Raw genomic sequence first — 17,595 nt, 5'->3', positions numbered from 1 at the left:
ACTGTTCATCAGTGAAGGAGGACCCGGGTCAGGAGATAGTCGGAGATTACAATCAACACGATTGAGTTGACGACCGCCTTGGTGACCGAGCGGCCGATGCCGCGCGGTCCGCCCCGGGTAATTAATCCCTGATGGCAGGACACAACCCCGATGATCAAGGCAAACATGAAGCTTTTGAAGACGCCGTTGGCCACGTCTTTCAACGCCACCGCGGAGCGCAGCGCATTGAAGAACGACTCGGACGAGACGGCAATCCGGTCGTTGGCAGAGCACACCACCACCCCACCCAGCCAGCCGACGAGGATTGCCATGGTCACCAGCAGCGGCAGGGCGACGGCGATGGCGGTGAGACGCGGCAGCACCAAGTAGTGGATGGGGTTGATGTTCATTGTGCGGAGCGCATCAATTTCCTGGTAAACGCGCATGGAGCCGATTTCGGCTGCCATGGCCGAGCCGATCCGGCCGGCGATCAGGATTGCCATCATCACGGGCGCCAGTTCCTTGGCAATGGCATAGCCGACGATCCCCCCGACGTAGCTGCCCAGGCCACGTTCGACCAGCAGCGGACCGGTCTGCAAGGCGATGACCCCCCCAATAAAGAAGGAAAGGATGCAAACCATGAGCAGGCTGGCGTTGCCAATTTCGAAGAACTGGTCGAACACCTTATTGCGCTGGCGCCAGGTCAGCGGCAGCGCCACCAGCGTGCGCCAGAACAGCACTACCATCTCTCCGATATTTTGAAACATACTGCAGCCGTTAGATCACAAAACAAGGCAAGGGGATCAGGGGGGGGTGCGACTAGACGCCGTTAGCACACCCTCTCTACCCGGCCTTTGCCCGCGCGGCATCATCCGTCCCGCGCGCGGGCTCCTTCGTCCGGTGGAACGGAACATAGAATAGTCGCATACGTTTGCCTTCCGGGTTGGATTGATACTGGAAGAGCCCAAAGAGAAGCGAGCACTTTCTAGCGTCAGTCGTCGCCTCGTGCCGATAGAGGTTCCAGAGCAATGATTGGCTGCGGGCGCCCGTCCTGGCGTCTGCTTCAGCGCGCCAGACTGACCAGAGCGGCGAGTAATCACGCTCGATGCTCTTGCTCGTCGGCAGGAATGGTTCGAGCGGGGCCAGGACCTGCAACCGGCGGTTGCCGTGGAAATCGCGGCGATGGGTGTAGAACGGCCAGAAGTCAACCCGCCGGCGGAACGCCTTCGTCTCGGTGTTCCGCTCTTTCCGATCGGAATAGAGGAAGAAGCAGACACGGGTGCGCTCGCTGTCAAGGGGTGGCGAGTGCGCGCGGTTGCGCTTGTAGATGGGCCACAAGTAGAAATCGCTTTCCAGCTTCGCATTGTGCGCCCGGCTGAAGAACGGCCAGACGCGCGTAGTGGTCTTTCCTTCGCCGCGCGCGAATACGATGAGCGGCCACGGCGCGTCCCATTCGCGGTATTTCTTTTCCCGGTCCTCCACGTGCCTGAAGAAGGGCCAGATGACAGTGCTCGCATCCCGTTGGGGCGAGCGCGCCAGGCTATACAAGGGAATTGATGCTTGCAGCCATTGCTCGTTTGTGGTGCCGATCTCTTTCCGGGTGTTGAAGAAGAGCGGCCAAAGCGTGAAAAAACTGTCGTGCCCGCCAACGGTGAAGACCTCGTTGAATCCGTTGGTCCGAGTCGTGACTTCCTTGTGCTCGCTGCCGATCAGCGGCCACACCTGCCAGCCGCGCAGCCCTTCGCCATGGCGCAGATGAAAGATAGGCACCAGGTAATTGTCCGTCACCACGTCCTTCTTTCGCGTCTGGCTGTAGAGGGGGAACATGGTGAAGAAGATCTCGTTCCGGAAGAGCCGGTTCTTGAGGTGGCCGTAGAACGGAAAGACCGCGGTGTAGTTCTGAGTCGGGTCTGAGGAACGTTGTTGGAAATACACGGGGAACAGGGTGAAGCGGTTCCGGGCGTTCTCCTGTTGCGTGGGGCCGCCCGCCAGGCTTAAAAGCTGAAAAAACTGCCAGCGGTATTGCTCGCCGTAGCGGTCATAGGTCATCACTGGGTAAAGGAAGTCGAACTCCCTGGATTCTGTGTCCGGATCGCGTGTGTAAGAGAGCGCCGGGGGCACGGCCCAAATACGCCGCGTTTCCTTCTGTTCCGAATAGAAGAACGGGCCCGCGGCTTCGGTCCGGTGCCCAGGGCCAAGTGTCAGGTTGAACTCGTCAAACAGGAAGCCGGCGTTCAACGAATCCATCCCCGCAGAAAGCGGAGGTGTGCCAATTGCCAGGCCGAGCCAAAACAAGACCACAAGTGCTCCGCCACCGGATCGCATGGAGACGAACCACTTGCACCGCGCTACGCGCGGGGCAGGAACCGGTTTAGTGACACGTCTCATTGCAGGGCAAGCGGAGCGTAAAGGAGATGGTCTTGCCGTCAAGGACTTTGCCAGAGGCCGCAAGAATAGAAGGGTTTGGAGGGCGCTGTTTGCTCCAGAATTTGCTCAAGATTAGGATTGACAACCGGGCGCCTTTCTGAACAATTGCAGCAGACTTGAGGTCGTTACCTCGGTTCCTCCCGACCCAGTGTCGATCGTGCATTGTCGGCACTGGGTTGTTCTGTAAGCAACCGCAGACGCCTCAGGAGATTGAGCAACGCCGGCAGGAACGTCAGCCCCGCAATCATGCAGGTCGCCAGACCCGTAGTCATCACGCACCCCAGGCTATAAATGCCCTGATGACGGGCCAGCATCAAGCTCCCGAAGCCTGCCATGGAGGTCAATCCGGAGACCAACACTGCTTTGCCGGTGCTCCGCGCAAGGATGCTCGGGGTCTGCTCTTCGGCAAAGCGATTCAGGATGTGGATGCCGTTGGTCACCCCGATGCCGATGACCAGGGGAAGGGTCATAATGTTGGCCGGGTTAAGTGGCACACCGAGCCATCCCATCAAACCGCCCAGCCAAAGAGCCCCGATCGCCACTGGCACGAGCGCGAGACCTACGCAGGGCAAGTTGCGAAAGTGAATAAAGACCAGAACCGTGATGGCGGCCAGCGAGTACCACGCTGCTTGCTGGTAACTGTCCTTCAGCAGGGCGGTATAGTGAAAGAGCTGGACGGGAGTGCCTGTAACATTGGGGTCAACTTTCCCAACCTGTTCGATAAACACCTTTTGCACCTGGCGGTTCCAGATGTCTCCCCTGGGATACACCATCAGCAGGTACTTGCCTGTGACGCCGATAAACCGGTTGCGCAACGCCTGCGGCAAGTCCCCCACGCTCAACGGGGCGCGGTCGTCCTGGGTGCGCAAGGCCTGGAAGGTGTCACGGATATCGTTGAACAGGCTGCGCTGGAATGCCGCCAGCTTTAAGGAGCTTGCCTCCAGTTGGTTGGTGTCGCCGCGCAACATTTCCTTGCGCGCTTGCTCGATGGCCGCGCGCAGGGATTGGAATTGCGGCACCAACTCGGGGGCCTCCTTCTGCACCTCATCCAGCGCGGCGCCAAGATAACCCCCCAGTGAGTAGAGCGTGGCGCTCAGTTCCTGGAGATCCACCGGCTGGGGGTCGGGCTCCGCGAAGCGCAGGGAGGCAAGCTCGCGCTTGATCTCGCCCACAATCGCCAGTTTCCGAGTCTGATCCTCGCGCAGGAAACCGGTGATGGAGTCTACGCTCGCAACGGCCGGGAGGTTGGTAAGCTGCTGTTCAAACGCACTGGCCTGCTGGAGATTGGTGGCAATAACGGCTCCGAACAGGACGGATTTGGGAGTCGCATTGATGAGCGCTTTTTCATATTCCACCGCCGCCAATCCCTTGCTCTGCATGTGAAGAAGGTTGTAGTCAAAGTGAACTTTGAAGATTTGGGTCGCGGCTGCCGCGCACAAAGCGAGGGTGATTCCGGCGGTCAATGCCGGCCGTTGGAGCCAGAGGTTTTCGATGCGCGCTCGCTTGTCGGCAGCATCGCCTAGTTCGTGGTCCACCATGTTCTGCCGGCCGCGCAACAGCAGCACCGGCAGGAGAGTCATCATCGGCACCAGGCAGATGATCAGGCCGCCGCCACAGATGATACCCATTTCCTGAATGCCTTTAAAGTTGGTCAAGCCCATCGCCAGGAACCCGCCGGCTGTGGTCAGCCCGCCGGTCAGAATTCCCTGACCGGTGAACGCCATAGCCTTGGTCAAAGCAACCTCTTCGCTGTGGCCGTGCCGCAGCTCTTCTTCGTAGCGGGAGATGAGGTGCACACCATAATCAATGGCCAGGCCGATCAGGATGGGCAGGAAGGTGATGGTCAGGATATTCAGGTGGCCGATGACCAGCGTTGCGAAGGCCAGTGTGTAGCCCAGGCCGATAACCAGACAGAACGTCGCCTTCACTGGTCTCCCGGTCTCCTGATAGCCATAAATGAAGATCAGCGCGCAGAGCACCAGGGACACAATGCTGGCCGCCATGGTGTCCTTCTGCGACTGCGCCATTTCGTCCATCTCCAGGACCGGCTCTCCGGTCAGCCCCACGTTGAGGCCTGGCACTTCGAGTTTGGTTTCAGCCACCAGTTCCCGCAACCGCATTACGGCCGCACCGTTCAGTTCTTCGACCGGCGCCTGGGCCGTTACCAGGTAGATGCGCCCCTGGGCGAAGGTGATGTACATCTGCTGCTGCGCCTCCTCTCCCGGGTCAAAGAGGGCGGTGACGCCCGGCGAAGGCGGGATGCCCGGCCGGCGCAGGCTGGCGGTGGCCTGGGTGATGATGCGTTCCAGCGCCGGCAGAGCATTGATAAGCGATTCGTTGGCGGCGTTGGCCTCCTGTTTCGCGGTCCGAAACTGGGTGCAGATCAGTTTGAAGAGTGAATCAAGATTCGTCGTGGTGGTGAATCGCGCGATGAACGGCCGGAAGTCCTTCAGGGTCCGGCTCAATTCGGCCAAATCACTGTCGGGCACGAATAGCAGCGCCTTGGCGCCGAGCATCTTAAGGTCGCCCTTGTAGAAGACGTCGTGAAACAGGTTGGTTTCCGCTTCGAGCTTGGCTCCAAGGCGCTCAACAAACTGGCGGTTCTTCTCCGTGTCCTCGCTCTCGACCAGGACGACCAGGTCGTCCTGCGTCGGGAACTCCTTCTTGAGGCGCAGAAAATTCTGGTGGTACTTCTTATTGGCCCCCACCAGATCGTTGCGGCTCGTGCTAAACTCAATTCCCGGATACTTGACTGTAATGAGGATGCTGACAACGAACAGCGCCACCGGCGGATAGGAGAACAGCCTTCGGTGACGGATCACCATGCCCGCCAGCCACGCCAGAGACCGCGCCATGAGGCTGTTCGTGCTGAGCGGTTTGATCTGCATGGGCGCAATCGTACTCTAGGGCGCCATGATGCTTGGGCCTGCGGCACGCGGATTGGCCACTGGGGCTCCCTTGCGCGGGTGGGTTTCACCCGCCGGCTTTAGGGGCATCGTCCGGCAGCTCTGCATTCGAGTAGATTTCTTTCACGTCATCGTGGTCCTCCAGCGCTTCGATCAACTTGTTGATGGCGGCCACTGCCCGCTCGTCTGGCAGCGGCACGGTGACGGTGGGCAGTTCCGTGACCGCGGCCAGATCGGCTTTGATGTGCTTGGCCTCGATTTGCTTGTGGACCGCCTCGAAGTGTGACGGGTCGGTGATGATTTCGTAGCCCTGCGGCTCCGCCTTGAAATCCTCGGCGCCCGCTTCCAGCGCCACTTCCATCAACTCGTCCTCGCTGGCGGCGTCACGCGGGACGATGATCTGCCCTTTGCGACGGAACAGCCGGCTGACCGCGCCTTGCGTTGCGATGCTGCCGCCGTTTTTGGTGACCAGGCTGCGGATCTCGGAGGCTGAGCGGTTGCGGTTGTCGGTGCTGACCTCGACCAGCACGGCCACGCCGTGCGGCCCGTAAATCTCGTAGGTCAGGTCTTCGAAGTTGGCCGCCTCGCCGCCGCCGGTGCCTTTCTTGACCGCCCGCTCGATGTTATCGCTCGGCATGTTGGCGGCGCGGCACTTGAGCAGCACCATGCGCAGCCGCGGGTTCAAGTCCGGGTCGCCGCCGCCGATCTTGGCGGCGATGGTGATCTCCTTGCTCAGCTTGGAGAAGATCTTTCCCCGCTTGGCGTCCAGCGCGCCTTTGAAATGCTTAACCTTCGCCCATTTGCTATGTCCAGCCATGTTTAGACGTTCGATGAGAGTTGAGAGTTGAGGGCGCTGGAACCAGGACCTGCCTGATTCGGCTCCATCAACCATCCACTCAGATTGCCATCAACTTACACTCAACTATGCCGCTCCTTCCACATACACCGCTGTGCCGTAGCACAGCACTTCCGTAATGCCCGGCCCGATCTCCGTCGCATCATAGCGGACCCCGACGACGGCGTTGGCGCCTAGCGCTCCCGCGTGGCTGATCATCTGATTGAACGCATCCTCGCGGGTCCGTTCGCACAGCGTCGTGTAGATTGAGATATTTCCGCCAACCAGGCTTTGCAGGTGCGCGCCCATGTTGCCGATGATGGAGCGCGAGCGCACGACAATGCCGCGCACCACACCGAACGATTTGACCAGCCGGTAGCCGGGCAATTCAAATGTTGTCGTCGTAAGCGGATGTGTTTGGCTCATAACCGTGGAAATTGAACACCACTTCCCCTCCCGGCAGAAGCTAATTCTTCCCGGCCGCCGCCCGTCTCACAGGCCGGCCCGGCAATCCAAGGCCGGTTACATCAGCGCGGTGCTGAAATAGCGTTCCGCGCGATCGGGGAGCACGGTGGCAATGTTGCCGGTGATGCGCCGGGCCAGCTGCCGCGCCGCCCACACGTTCGCGCCGGAGGAGATGCCCACCAGCAGGCCGTGATCGCGCCCCAGCGCCCGCGTCGTTTCGATGGCATCCTCGTCGGTTACCTCGATCACCTCGTCCACCAGCTTCACATCGAGCACCGCGGGCACAAAGCCGTCCCCGATGCCCTGGATCTGGTGCAGCCCGGGTTCGTGGCCCAGCAAGGCGGACACGTTACGGGGTTCCACCGCCACGATGCGGATGCCCGGCTTGTGCTCGCGCAGGAATTTGCCGACGCCCTGCAATGTGCCGCCGCTGCCTACGCCAGCCACGAACGCCGCCACGTCGCCGTTCATCTGCCGCCACAGCTCGTGCGCGGTCTCTTCGTAATGCACGCGCGGATTGTCCGGGTTTTCGAACTGTTGGGGCACGAACACCCGCGGGTCCCGGGCCTGCATCTCCCGTACGCGCTCGATCGCGCCGCCAAGGCTGGCTTCGGCGGGGGTGAGCACCAGTTCGGCGCCCAGGCTGCGGGTGAGCTTCTTCCGTTCCTCACTCATGTTCTCAGGCATCACGATGCGGACGGTGTAGCCCTTGAGGCAGCCAACCAACGCAATGCCGATGCCCGTGTTGCCGGACGTGGGTTCGACGATGATCGAATCGGGCCGCAGCCGACGATCGCGCTCGGCGCCTTCGATCATGGCCAGCGCGACGCGGTCCTTGATGCTGCCGCCGGGGTTGAGAAACTCCGCCTTGGCGAAGATGGACTCGCTCTTGAGGCGAATCAGCGGTGTGCGGCCAATCAAATCGAGAATGTTGTCTGTGAGCATGTACGCGCGCAGGATTCTTGGCGTTTGACGCGAATGGAGCAAGCCTGAAGCAAGCGGTTCCTGCCCCGGCCAGGCCGCTTTGTTATCCAGGGTGCTTCCTTTGGGGGGCTGATGCAGGCTGGAGTGAAATCCCAAGGCGGCGTCAACGGTTCCGCGTGGAAGCGGGAAACGGGTGACGGGACCAGTTGATGGTCATACGATCAAAGTTGGGATTTTCCCCAGGCTGTCCACTGCTTTGAGCGCTGCCTGTTGCCAGCGACTTTTCCACTGGCGGAAGCGCGCGAGGGCCTCGAACCGGCGCAGTGTCCATTTTTGGGACAGTGGCGGTTTCTAGCCCAGCCCCAACAGCCGGAAGCACCGGTGTGACAACGGTGTGACACGCGTGATACCCCGGTGTGGTTCCCATGGGGGTCGGCCCCCATGGGAACCACACCGGGGTCGCGCCGGATTGCCGCCGTGTCATCGCCGTGGCTGGCTGGCTCGGGCCTGGCGATTTGGCTCGACAAACGCCCGGGTTTGGATTTGAGTTTATCGGCAGAAGGCAGAGTCTCCCAGGCCTTGCTTTCTGCTTTAGCAGCATAGTTTATGAAGCCGTCTTTACTGCCTCGTCAAAGCGCCTGGAGATTCCTCTGCGGGCCAAAGGTTTCCCGCATCTCGCTCCGGTGGCTGGAATGGTGTTGCCTTCCACTGCTGCTCCTCTCGGCGTCCGCACAGGTCGCCGCGCCGCGGCTGGAGATTCTGTGGCCGGAGAACGCCAACGGCTGGTTGCGGCTCAATAGCACGTTCCACAGCAACTCAGTATTGACTCTTCACGCGTCTGCCAACCTGTCCGCGTGGACGAACATCGGCACGCTTCACAATGCGCTGCTTGCCTACCCGGATGCGGCCAGCGCTGCCGGGGGCCAGCGGTTCTACCGGGTGGCCGCCGCCGAGCGCCATGCGACCAATGACTGGAAGAATCAGATCAGCTATCCCTCTGACCCGTTCCAGGCTACGAATGCCCCCAAGAGCGTCACTTGGGTGAAGTTCTCCATTCTGCTGGACGACCCGACGCGGGTCTATTACCAGGACAGCAAGAAACACCTGTTCCACTACGACTTCGCCACGCTGCGGCTGCCGCAATTTTGGGGCATGAGCTACGCGGAGTTCGACGCTGTCTCGCTTTATCGTACCAACCAGCAGGTTGTGATGGGCGCGGTGCTGTATCCGCCCGCGGTCACGTATGCGGAATATGGCGTGCAATTCATCGGCCGGGACGTTTACACACCCGAGGAGATCAGCAACTGGTTCGAGTTGGTAAAGGCCACCACCTACCTCTCGAACAGTGCCGAGGCATACTACATGCCGACCTATGAACAGAGCGAAATGGCCCGGACCAATGCCGGCGGCTTCGCCGCGCTCGGGATTCCGGTGGCTTCCGTGGACCGGTGGCTAACGGTCAATACTTGCTATTCGGCCGGCTGGGCCTTGGGCCGGCTGAAGTTCTTCACCGCCGCGGACGTTGTAGCCGCCTACAGCGATGGCCGGCTGCAACCCGGCGACATCCTGCTAACCGACGGCGTGCCGGCGGACACGCCGCTTGTGGCGGGCATCATTACTCTGAGCCCGTCCACACCCAACTCGCACACGGCGATCCTGTCGCAGTCTTTTGGCATTCCTTTCGTGTATGTGCCCAACCCCGAGGAGCAGGCCCGTGTGCAGAGCCTGGTCGGCCACAAGGTCATTTTGCGCGCGACGGTCACCTCGGGCGTTGCGGAGATCAAGGTGCTCGATGTCGAAGGGCAACTCGACCCGGAGTTAGAGGCGCAGATCCTCGAACTCAAGGTTCCGGCGCCGATTAACTTCCTGCCCAAGCAGCCCTTCGGCTCAATTTGGACCAACACGGACTTTCTGGTGCCGACCGACATTAAGCATTTTGGCGGCAAGGCCGCCAACTACGGCCTGCTGCGGCGTTGGATTCCAACCAACTGCCCGGTCGCCATCGCCTTCTCCTTCGACCTGTGGGACGCCTTCCTGGACCAAACCCTGCCCGGCGGGCAGACACTGCGGGTGGAAATTGCCACCCGCCTGGCGCCCTTCACGAACTACCCGCCCGATGTCGTCTCGCTCAAGACCAACCTGGCCGCCATTCGTGACTTGTTCACCAAGACCGCCAGCTTCACGAGCGCGCAGCAACAGGCGATCACCAACGTGCTGGCTGGCTGGTTCAATCCGCAGCGAAAGATCCGGTTCCGCAGCTCGACGAACGTGGAGGACGCCGAGCAATTCACCGGCGCGGGGCTCTACGACAGCTACAGCGGTTGCCTGTTGGATGACATGGACGGCGACACCGCCGGCCCCTCGCATTGTGATGCCACCGATTCCAAGGAGAAGGGCGTTTTCCTGGCCATCCAGAAGGTCTACGCCAGCTTTTACAACGATGATGCGGTTCTCGAACGCCTGATGCACCGGGTGGACGAAACCCAGGTCGCCATGGGCGTGCTGGTGCACCACTCCTTCCCGGACGAGGAGGAGCTAGCCAACGGCGTGGCCACACCCACCTTCACGTTCACCCCCAGCAGCACCAACGTGCTCGGTGACATCGTGACTCAGCTTGGCGCGGAGTCGGTGACCAATCCCGACGGCAGCGCAGTACCCGAAGTTGTCACCGGCAAGCGCTACAATTCCATTTCAATCCCGCCAACCTACACGCTGACCCTGAAACAGTATTCGTCGCGCGTTCCGCTGGGCGACTATGTGATGGATTGGCAGGCGGACTATCGCGGTTTCCTGGATCTCTTCACCGCGATTGGATGCGGCTTTCGCCAATTCTACCCGACCAAGAACGACTTTTGCCTCGACTTCGAATACAAGAAGGACGTCAACCTCGGCCTGGTGGTGAAGCAGGTGCGCGAACTCCCCAAGGCCAGCACGACCAACTCAGTCACGGCATTTCTAATTGATGAAGCGACGACTTGCTCGGTGCGGCAGGCCGAGTTCACCAGCGTCTTCGCGAATCACCGGCTCAAGTCGCTCTGGAACCTCCACACGACCAACCTGTGGATGACGGCGACCAACCTCGGCAACGGGATCTACACCTATGGCAGCTATGAGTACCCCAGCAACGGGACGATCCAGACCCTCAGCGGTCCGCTCAGCGGGTGGCCCGGCGCGTCCGTCTCACCTTCGGGCAGCACGAATTACTGGACAACGGGCGCCGGCGCGGCCAATAGCTGGTTCTGGCGGCTGGAGACCACGCTAGAGACCAATGCCACGGGCGCCCAGCCACCGGTCTTCACGCAGGCGGATTTTGCCAGGAAGGTTGGCGTCACTTACGCGACGGCCATGCCCACCATTGACCGCTCTGGCGTTTCGGGCAAGGTCACCAACGAGACGGTCTCACTGGAGACCCAGCCGGTGCTCACGCCTGGGGCCATCCTCATGCAGAGGACCCTCCACACGAATGCCGTCACCGTCCAGACTTCGTTCTGCTGGCCCGAACGGCCCAACGGCATCTTGATCTACACGGCCCCCTTGCTGCAGTTTGTTGAGACGCGGATCACGGGCCTGACCTCCGAACCGATCGTGCTGACCAATTGCTACTCCCAAACCTACTGTCCCGGTCACCACAACTTCACGGAAGAGTTCATCTTCGAGCCGCGTTTGGACCCCAGTGTGCCATCCACTATCATCAACCAACTCAACGCCGCCAATATCCAATTGATCTACGTTTGCTGGTCAGGCGGCACCAACGCCCTCATGTGGCGCCTGGGCCTCGACGGCAGGTTCGGGCGGCTGTAGGCAAGTCTGCGGTTCCAGTCAAGGAGGTTTCCTGCGATGGCGGAACTTCCACGCTCTACGCAATCCTGCTTGCTTGGTTCAAACTCCACCTTGAACGCCACTGGACTGTTCAAGCGCAGGTTGGGCGTGTAGTTAGAATCCGGGAAAACCCTTGTACTTTGAACACCTCCGAGTGCTCGCGGCGCAAGGGGAGTGTCGCCCCTGGCTGGAACATCAATGGGAGGAAACGGACTGGGCCTGGAAGCGGAGAGTGACCTTGCCGCTGAGGGCGGAAATGTCTGCGGTGCCGCGCTCGTCCAGCAGCAGAGTCCGCTCCCTGAGCGGAGACTCGGATGGCGCGCTCGGCAGGTGCGCCCTGCCTGACGTCACGCGCCAGCCATCGGGGACGCGGAGGCGGAGGAAGGTTTGCTTTGGCGTGTTGCGGGCGGGCAGGTCGAGGTCGGCGATAAGCTCACCGCGGGCGAGATGCGATTGGACGCGCACGGAGACGGGGCCGAAGGCAGTAGGGGCGCGTTCGACCGTGAGGGTCTTGCCGTCTTCGAGCCAGCGTTTGGAGGTGGCGAAAAGGAGGCGGAGGGTTTCGGGCTCGCCGTCAACATCGAGGTCCCAGTCCTGGACCAGGAGGTTGCGGAGCAGGGAGAGGAAATGAGCGTTGGCGGCGCTGTTGGGCGGGCAGTAGAAGAACCGCCCGTCTGGGTCGGCGGCGGAAAGGGAGCAGCCTTCGCCGGAGACGAAAGTGTTCGGGGTGAAGCCCTGCGCGAGCATGCCATAGAAACTGACCAGCGCGCGATCGGGGTCGTCGCGGCGGAGGGTGTCGAGGGCGTAACGGGTTCCGTAGAGGGGATTGGTGCGGGCGGAGCTGGTCCAGAACGTATAGCCGCCGCCGGCGCGGAGCATGCCCATGCAGAGGCCGCCATGCTGTTCCTGGTAACGGGGAATCCAGGTCTCTTCCTCGCTGCCCGGCGGAAAGATGCCGCTGCCGATGACGTAACCGATAACGATGTTCCAGTAGCTGCCGATGCGGTTGGCGGTGATGGGGTCGTGGGCGGGCTCATCCGCGTAGAGTGCGACAGGGACAAAGGGGGGCGTCGTCTGGCGGTTGAGGCTCTGGTCTATGGCGATGAGAGTGTCCCGCTTGAACCGGGCGGCGTTCTCGCGATAGCGTTCGGCCTCAGCGGCGGCGCCGGTTTGGGCGAGGACGGCGCTAAGATCGTGCAAGGCTCTCCAGCCTTTGGCGTCAACGGTGAGGCTATGGACGAGGGTGCTGATGTCGCCGCAGTATTGGCCTTTGGGGCAGAGGCCGTATTCGTTGGTGCGGGTGTTGGCGAGGCGGGCGGCTTCTGGTTCCCAACGCGGGCGCAGGTCGGACACGGCGGCGTGGTCGCGGGTTTGCCAGTAGTAGCGGCATAGATTGTTGAGCTTGAAGCCGGCCTGATGGCATTCGAGATCCTTGCGGGTGAAGTCGAATAGCGGAACCATCAGTCGGCGCATGTCGGACTCGTATCCCCAGACGAGGCAGGCGAGGGCGGCGTCGCTGCCTTCGGATACGTAGAGTTTGTCGTACTGGTTGCCGGCGCTGCAGCGAATCGAGTTGCCGTTGATGAGTCCGAAGTTCTGGCAGAGGAGATGGCGCCATGCGTTGTTGACATAAGGCTCGGGAGTCTGGACATTCATGCCCCGGGCGAGGAGTTTGCGCCAGGTTTCAGCACAAGCTTGACGGTGCTCGGCGTAGGTGGCCGGATTGATCACCAGCCGCAAGGAGGCGTCCAGCGGTTGGGTGGGGATGGCAAGCACCACCGCTGCGCCGGGCCTAAGGCGGGCCACGGCGCGCTGGCGTTCCCACTTCCAGGCAGCGTCGAAGAGCGCCAGCAGGCGATCCTGGTTGTCGAACAGGCGGCCCTCCTGCAGCTTGAGGGCGCTCCCGGCATCCAGATCAACAGCAATGTAGCCGTTGGTGCCTTGGATGAGATCGAACTTTACGAACACGAGACCCTTGGCAGCGAGGTGGGGTGCGGTGGCGGCGAACGCCTCGAGGCGGTAGATTTCGGGCGGGACTTTGGGTGTGGGCTCGGCCAAGGGGACATTGCCGCCCGGCTGCATTGGAGAGGGATGCCGATAACGAATTTCAACAATGGGCAGCCAGCCTTCGGCGAGCGTCGGCTGGTGCACGCGGTCAGGGAGACCGCCGAAGAGGAATTCGTCGGGGCCGACGCGGAAACGCGCGGGGATGCCGTTGTCGGTCCAGGACCGGGTTCCGCCGCGATGGTTGAGGCCGCTGCCGTTGGCGATGAGGCGGGCTTTCACCTGTGCGTTGGGGGCGCTGAGCACGATGGGGTAGTAGCGGAAATCGGCGTTGACATAGCGGAGCGGACTCAGCAGCGGCGCGAAGAACTCGTAGCTCGGGCCGTTGGTCTGACGCATGGCCAACTCGCCCCAAAGGTCGGTGCGGGAGGCCATGGCGTCGTCCAGAGAGGGGACGGAGAGCGTGCCCCGTAGCGGCTGATGGCTGGACGCGGCCGCAACTGGCAAGGCGGCGACTAGCAACAGGATAGCCGAAAGGTACAGGCGGTTTTGACACTTCATAGTGGCAACACATGGTTGCATCGGCCTCAATCGTACGCAGATCAACGCCGGGACGGCAAACGTTAAGGACTGAGCTGTCGGTCGGTAATGGCCATGTCGAGCAGCGACCGCGATGACAAGCGGGCCGTGATTTTATTTGCGGACCGCACGGGCAGTCATTAGGATTAACAGCGTAACCAGTTGCAGTACAGAGTTGTGAGAGGATGAGGCCTAATACTTTATGACCAAAAAACCACTGACAAGCGAAGAGCTGCGGGAAATGACTGTATCCCTGAACCGGGTGGCGCGAAATCTGTGGTGGACATGGAATCAGGAAGCGCAGGAGGTGTTCCAGGAGCTGTCGCCGCGCGGCTGGCAGAATCTCTATCACAACGCGGTAGCGGTCCTGCACGAAGTTTCGGATTACGAGCTGCGGTCGCGCCTGCAGGATCCGGATTTCTGCGAAAGAGTTTGCGAGGTGCTGCGGTTGTTTGAACTTTACATGAACGACCAGCGCACCTGGGCGCACGAACACGCGCCGGCGCTGCGGGCCAACCCGGTGGCATATTTCTCGGCGGAGTTCGGTTTCCACGAGACGCTGCCGATCGCGGCGGGCGGCTTGGGGATACTGGCCGGGGATCACGCGAAGTCGGCGAGCGATCTGGGCCTGAACTTTGCGGGGGTCAGCTTGTTCTATCGGGAAGGCTATTTCCAGCAGGCGATTGATGCGAACAACTGGCAGACAGAATACTATTCGCAACTGAATCCGAAGAGCCTGCCGGTCGAGCCGGTGCTGGACGAGAAGGGCGAACCGCTGGTGTGCCGGGTGGACATTGGGATGAACGAGGTGGCCTTCCACGCCTGGCGGGTCAACGTGGGGCGGGTGGCGGTCTATCTGCTGGATGCCAACCGGCCCGAAAACGAGCAACATTTCCGCGACTTGACGCAGCGAGTGTACGGCGGCGACAGCACGACGCGGATCATGCAGGAGATGCTCCTGGGTATCGGCGGCGTGCGGCTGCTGCGGGCGTTGGGGATCCAGCCGTCGGTGTACCACATGAACGAGGGGCACGCGGCGTTTCTGACGCTGGAGTTGATCCGGGAGAAGCTGGCGGCGGGGACGAACTTTGCGGACGCAGTAACCCAAACCACGGCGGAATGCATCTTCACCACGCATACGCCGGTCGAGGCGGGGCACGACCGCTTTAGCCCGAGCTTGATGGACTACGCGATGCACCGGTACCGGGCGAAGATCGGGGCGCCGTTCCAGGAGGTGATGAAGCTGGGCCAGGTGAATCCGCACAACGCGCAGGAGGCATTCTGCATGACGGTGCTGGCGCTGAAGCTGTCGCGGGCGGCCAACGCGGTGAGCGAATTGCACGGACGGGTGAGCCGGCACATGTGGCATTGCCTCTATCCAGACTGCGCGGAGGAGCAGGTGCCGATCGGGCATATCACCAACGGCGTGCACCTGCTGGGCTGGATGAAGGGGACGGTGCGCCGGTTCTGGCAGCGCAAGCTCAAGACCAGCCTCGAAGGCGAGGTGCCGCCCGGCTTTCGCGGGACAGGGCAGGACTGGGCCGCGCAAGTCAACTCGCCCGAGTTCTGGCAGCGGATGGCGGACCCGGACTTCATCACCGACGAGGAAATCTGGGCCATCCGCTTCAAGCTGCGCCGGGAGTTGATCGAGTTTGCGCGGCGGCGGCTGTTGATCCAGGGCCAGCGCCTGGCGCATGGCGATTTCATCGCATTCGATCAACTGCTGAACCCGGACGCCCTGACGATCGGTTTTGCGCGCCGCTTCGCGACCTACAAGCGGGCGCCGCTGATTTTCAAGCAACTGGAGAACATCATCCGCCTGACGCGCGATATGGAGCGCCCGGTCCAGTTCATTTTTGCGGGCAAGGCGCATCCGCGGGATGACGACGGGAAACGCTACATCCAGTACGTCATTCATCTGAGCAAGTACAGCGACCTGCAAGGGCACCTGGTATTCATCGAGAATTACGACGTGCACGTGGCCCGGCAGATGGTGTCGGGCTGCGACGTGTGGTTAAACACGCCGCGCCGCCCGCTGGAGGCTTCGGGTACCAGCGGGATGAAGGCCGGATGCCAGGGCTGCCTCAACTTGAGCATCCTGGACGGTTGGTGGCGCGAGGGTTACGACGGCACAAACGGCTTCGCCATCGGCCAGGACTCGCATCACGAATCAGTCGAGCAGCAGGACCGGGTGGACAGCGACAACCTTTACGCGGTGCTGACGCAGGAAGTGATCCCGCTCTTCTACCAGCGCGACGCCCAAGGCATCCCCCGGCAATGGATCCAGCGCATCCGTCGCGCCATGGTGACATTGGTCCCGCATTTTACCACCACGCGCATGGTGCGGGAATATGCCGAGAGGTATTACCTGGCCAAGTGAGCGGGCGCGCGGGTCGAATGGTTGGCCTCAGCAAAGGGGTTTGTAGAAGTTCAATAAGTTGAATGGGTTAAACGGGGAAGATGGGTTAACCTGTCGAGGTGTCGAACGACATTAGAGCGCAGACGGCCGAGGAACTGGGGACGCAGTTCCGCGCGTGGGGCCAGCCGGCATACCGGGTGAAGCAAGTGCTGGAGTGGCTTTACGCGCATCGGGCAACGGACTGGGAGGCGATGACAAACCTGCCGCGTTCGCTGCGGGAGGAGTTGCGGCGGCATTTCTCGCTTGCCGTGCTGGAGTTGGTGCGGAAGCAGGGCGCGCGCGACACGACGCAGAAGTTCCTGTGGCGGCTGGACGACGGGGCGCTCATCGAAAGCGTGCTGATTCCGGCCAACCCGGCGCTCTACGGCGAGCCGAGCGACCGGCACACGCTGTGCGTCTCGACCCAGGTCGGCTGCGCCTACGGCTGCAAATTCTGCGCCAGCGGACTGGCTGGCTGGAAACGAAACCTGCGCGTGGAGGAGATTGTCGAGCAGGTGCTGGCGGTTGAGCGATGGAATGCAGGCGAGCGGCGAGGGGCGAGAGGCGAAGAGCGAGGGGAAGCTGAAAGCACGCAACATGCAACACGCAACACGCAGCAAGCATCGTCTTACCCTCAACCCCGCGTGGTCAGCAACGTGGTGATCATGGGCATGGGCGAACCGCTGGCGAATTACGAGAACCTGCTCAAGGCGTTGCGGATTCTCAATGCGCCGTGGGGCGCCGGAATCGGCGCGCGGAAGATGACCATCTCGACCAGCGGCCTGGCTCCGCAAATCCGCAAGCTCGCGGACGAGCCGCTCCAATTCCGGCTGGCGATCTCCCTGCATGGCGCGACGGACGAGACGCGCAACAAGATCATGCCCATCAACCGCAAATACCCGCTGCGCGAATTAACCGCCGCTTGTGAGCATTACCAGCAAGAGAAGGGGCGGATGATCACGTTCGAATACGTCCTGATCGCCGGGGTGAACGACAATTTGGATCAGGTCAAGCCGCTGGCGGCGCTGGCGCGGAGGCTCAAGGCGAAGGTGAACCTGATTCCCTACAACCGGGTCGAGGGCTTGCCCTGGGAGCGGCCGGCCGAAGCGGCGCAGGAGTCGTTTCTGCGCGCGCTGGAGAAGCAGAAGGTCAGCGCGACGCTGCGGCGGGAGAAGGGGGGCGATATTGACGCGGCGTGCGGGCAACTGCGCCTGAAAACGGAGCAGGAATTGGCCGGTCGCAAGCAATAGGCCGCAACG

At 61.7% G+C, this 17,595-nt stretch carries 10 protein-coding genes; 3 read left to right on the top strand and 7 right to left on the bottom strand.

From position 1 onward, the window contains the following. Nucleotides 1-8: 8 nt before the first annotated feature. From P5205_10955 to cysK, 6 genes are all read right to left on the bottom strand, one after another. Nucleotides 9-746, bottom strand: a complete 738-nt coding sequence (locus P5205_10955) for an ABC transporter permease (GenBank protein HSA10875.1) — start codon at nt 744-746, stop codon at nt 9-11. Between the two features lie 76 nt (nt 747-822). After that, complete coding sequence (locus P5205_10950; GenBank protein HSA10874.1) at nt 823-2,226, bottom strand: hypothetical protein; 1,404 nt, start codon at nt 2,224-2,226, stop codon at nt 823-825. A 305-nt stretch (nt 2,227-2,531) separates the two neighbouring features. Beyond that, complete coding sequence (locus P5205_10945) at nt 2,532-5,294, bottom strand: MMPL family transporter (GenBank protein ID HSA10873.1); 2,763 nt, start codon at nt 5,292-5,294, stop codon at nt 2,532-2,534. 85 nt (nt 5,295-5,379) lie between these two features. Beyond that, a complete protein-coding gene (locus P5205_10940; GenBank protein ID HSA10872.1) occupies nt 5,380-6,129 on the bottom strand; it encodes a YebC/PmpR family DNA-binding transcriptional regulator in 750 nt (249 codons plus the stop codon). A 105-nt stretch (nt 6,130-6,234) separates the two neighbouring features. After that, on the bottom strand, nt 6,235-6,573 hold the full coding sequence (locus P5205_10935) for a YbjQ family protein (protein ID HSA10871.1): 339 nt from the start codon (nt 6,571-6,573) through the stop codon (nt 6,235-6,237). Nucleotides 6,574-6,669: 96 nt separating this feature from the next. Then, a complete protein-coding gene (cysK, locus tag P5205_10930; protein ID HSA10870.1) occupies nt 6,670-7,557 on the bottom strand; it encodes a cysteine synthase A in 888 nt (295 codons plus the stop codon). A 585-nt stretch (nt 7,558-8,142) separates the two neighbouring features. Between cysK and P5205_10925 the strand changes: the two genes are divergently transcribed. After that, nucleotides 8,143-11,337 (top strand): PEP/pyruvate-binding domain-containing protein, encoded by a 3,195-nt coding sequence (locus P5205_10925; GenBank protein ID HSA10869.1) that lies wholly within the window; start codon nt 8,143-8,145, stop codon nt 11,335-11,337. Between the two features lie 213 nt (nt 11,338-11,550). On the opposite strand, the gene P5205_10920 is transcribed toward P5205_10925, so the two are convergent. Further along, entirely contained in the window at nt 11,551-13,920 is a 2,370-nt protein-coding gene (locus P5205_10920) for a hypothetical protein (protein ID HSA10868.1), read from the bottom strand. A 220-nt stretch (nt 13,921-14,140) separates the two neighbouring features. On the opposite strand from P5205_10920, the gene glgP reads away from it, so the two are divergent. Beyond that, entirely contained in the window at nt 14,141-16,318 is a 2,178-nt protein-coding gene (glgP, locus tag P5205_10915) for an alpha-glucan family phosphorylase (GenBank protein ID HSA10867.1), read from the top strand. Nucleotides 16,319-16,416: 98 nt separating this feature from the next. Further along, complete coding sequence (gene rlmN / locus P5205_10910) at nt 16,417-17,586, top strand: 23S rRNA (adenine(2503)-C(2))-methyltransferase RlmN (protein ID HSA10866.1); 1,170 nt, start codon at nt 16,417-16,419, stop codon at nt 17,584-17,586. Nucleotides 17,587-17,595 lie beyond the last annotated feature (9 nt).

The sequence above is a fragment of the Candidatus Paceibacterota bacterium genome (assembly GCA_035452965.1).
In the GTDB taxonomy this organism is placed as follows: Bacteria; Verrucomicrobiota; Verrucomicrobiia; order Limisphaerales; family UBA8199; genus UBA8199.
This window is presented reverse-complemented; position numbering and strand designations above follow the sequence as displayed.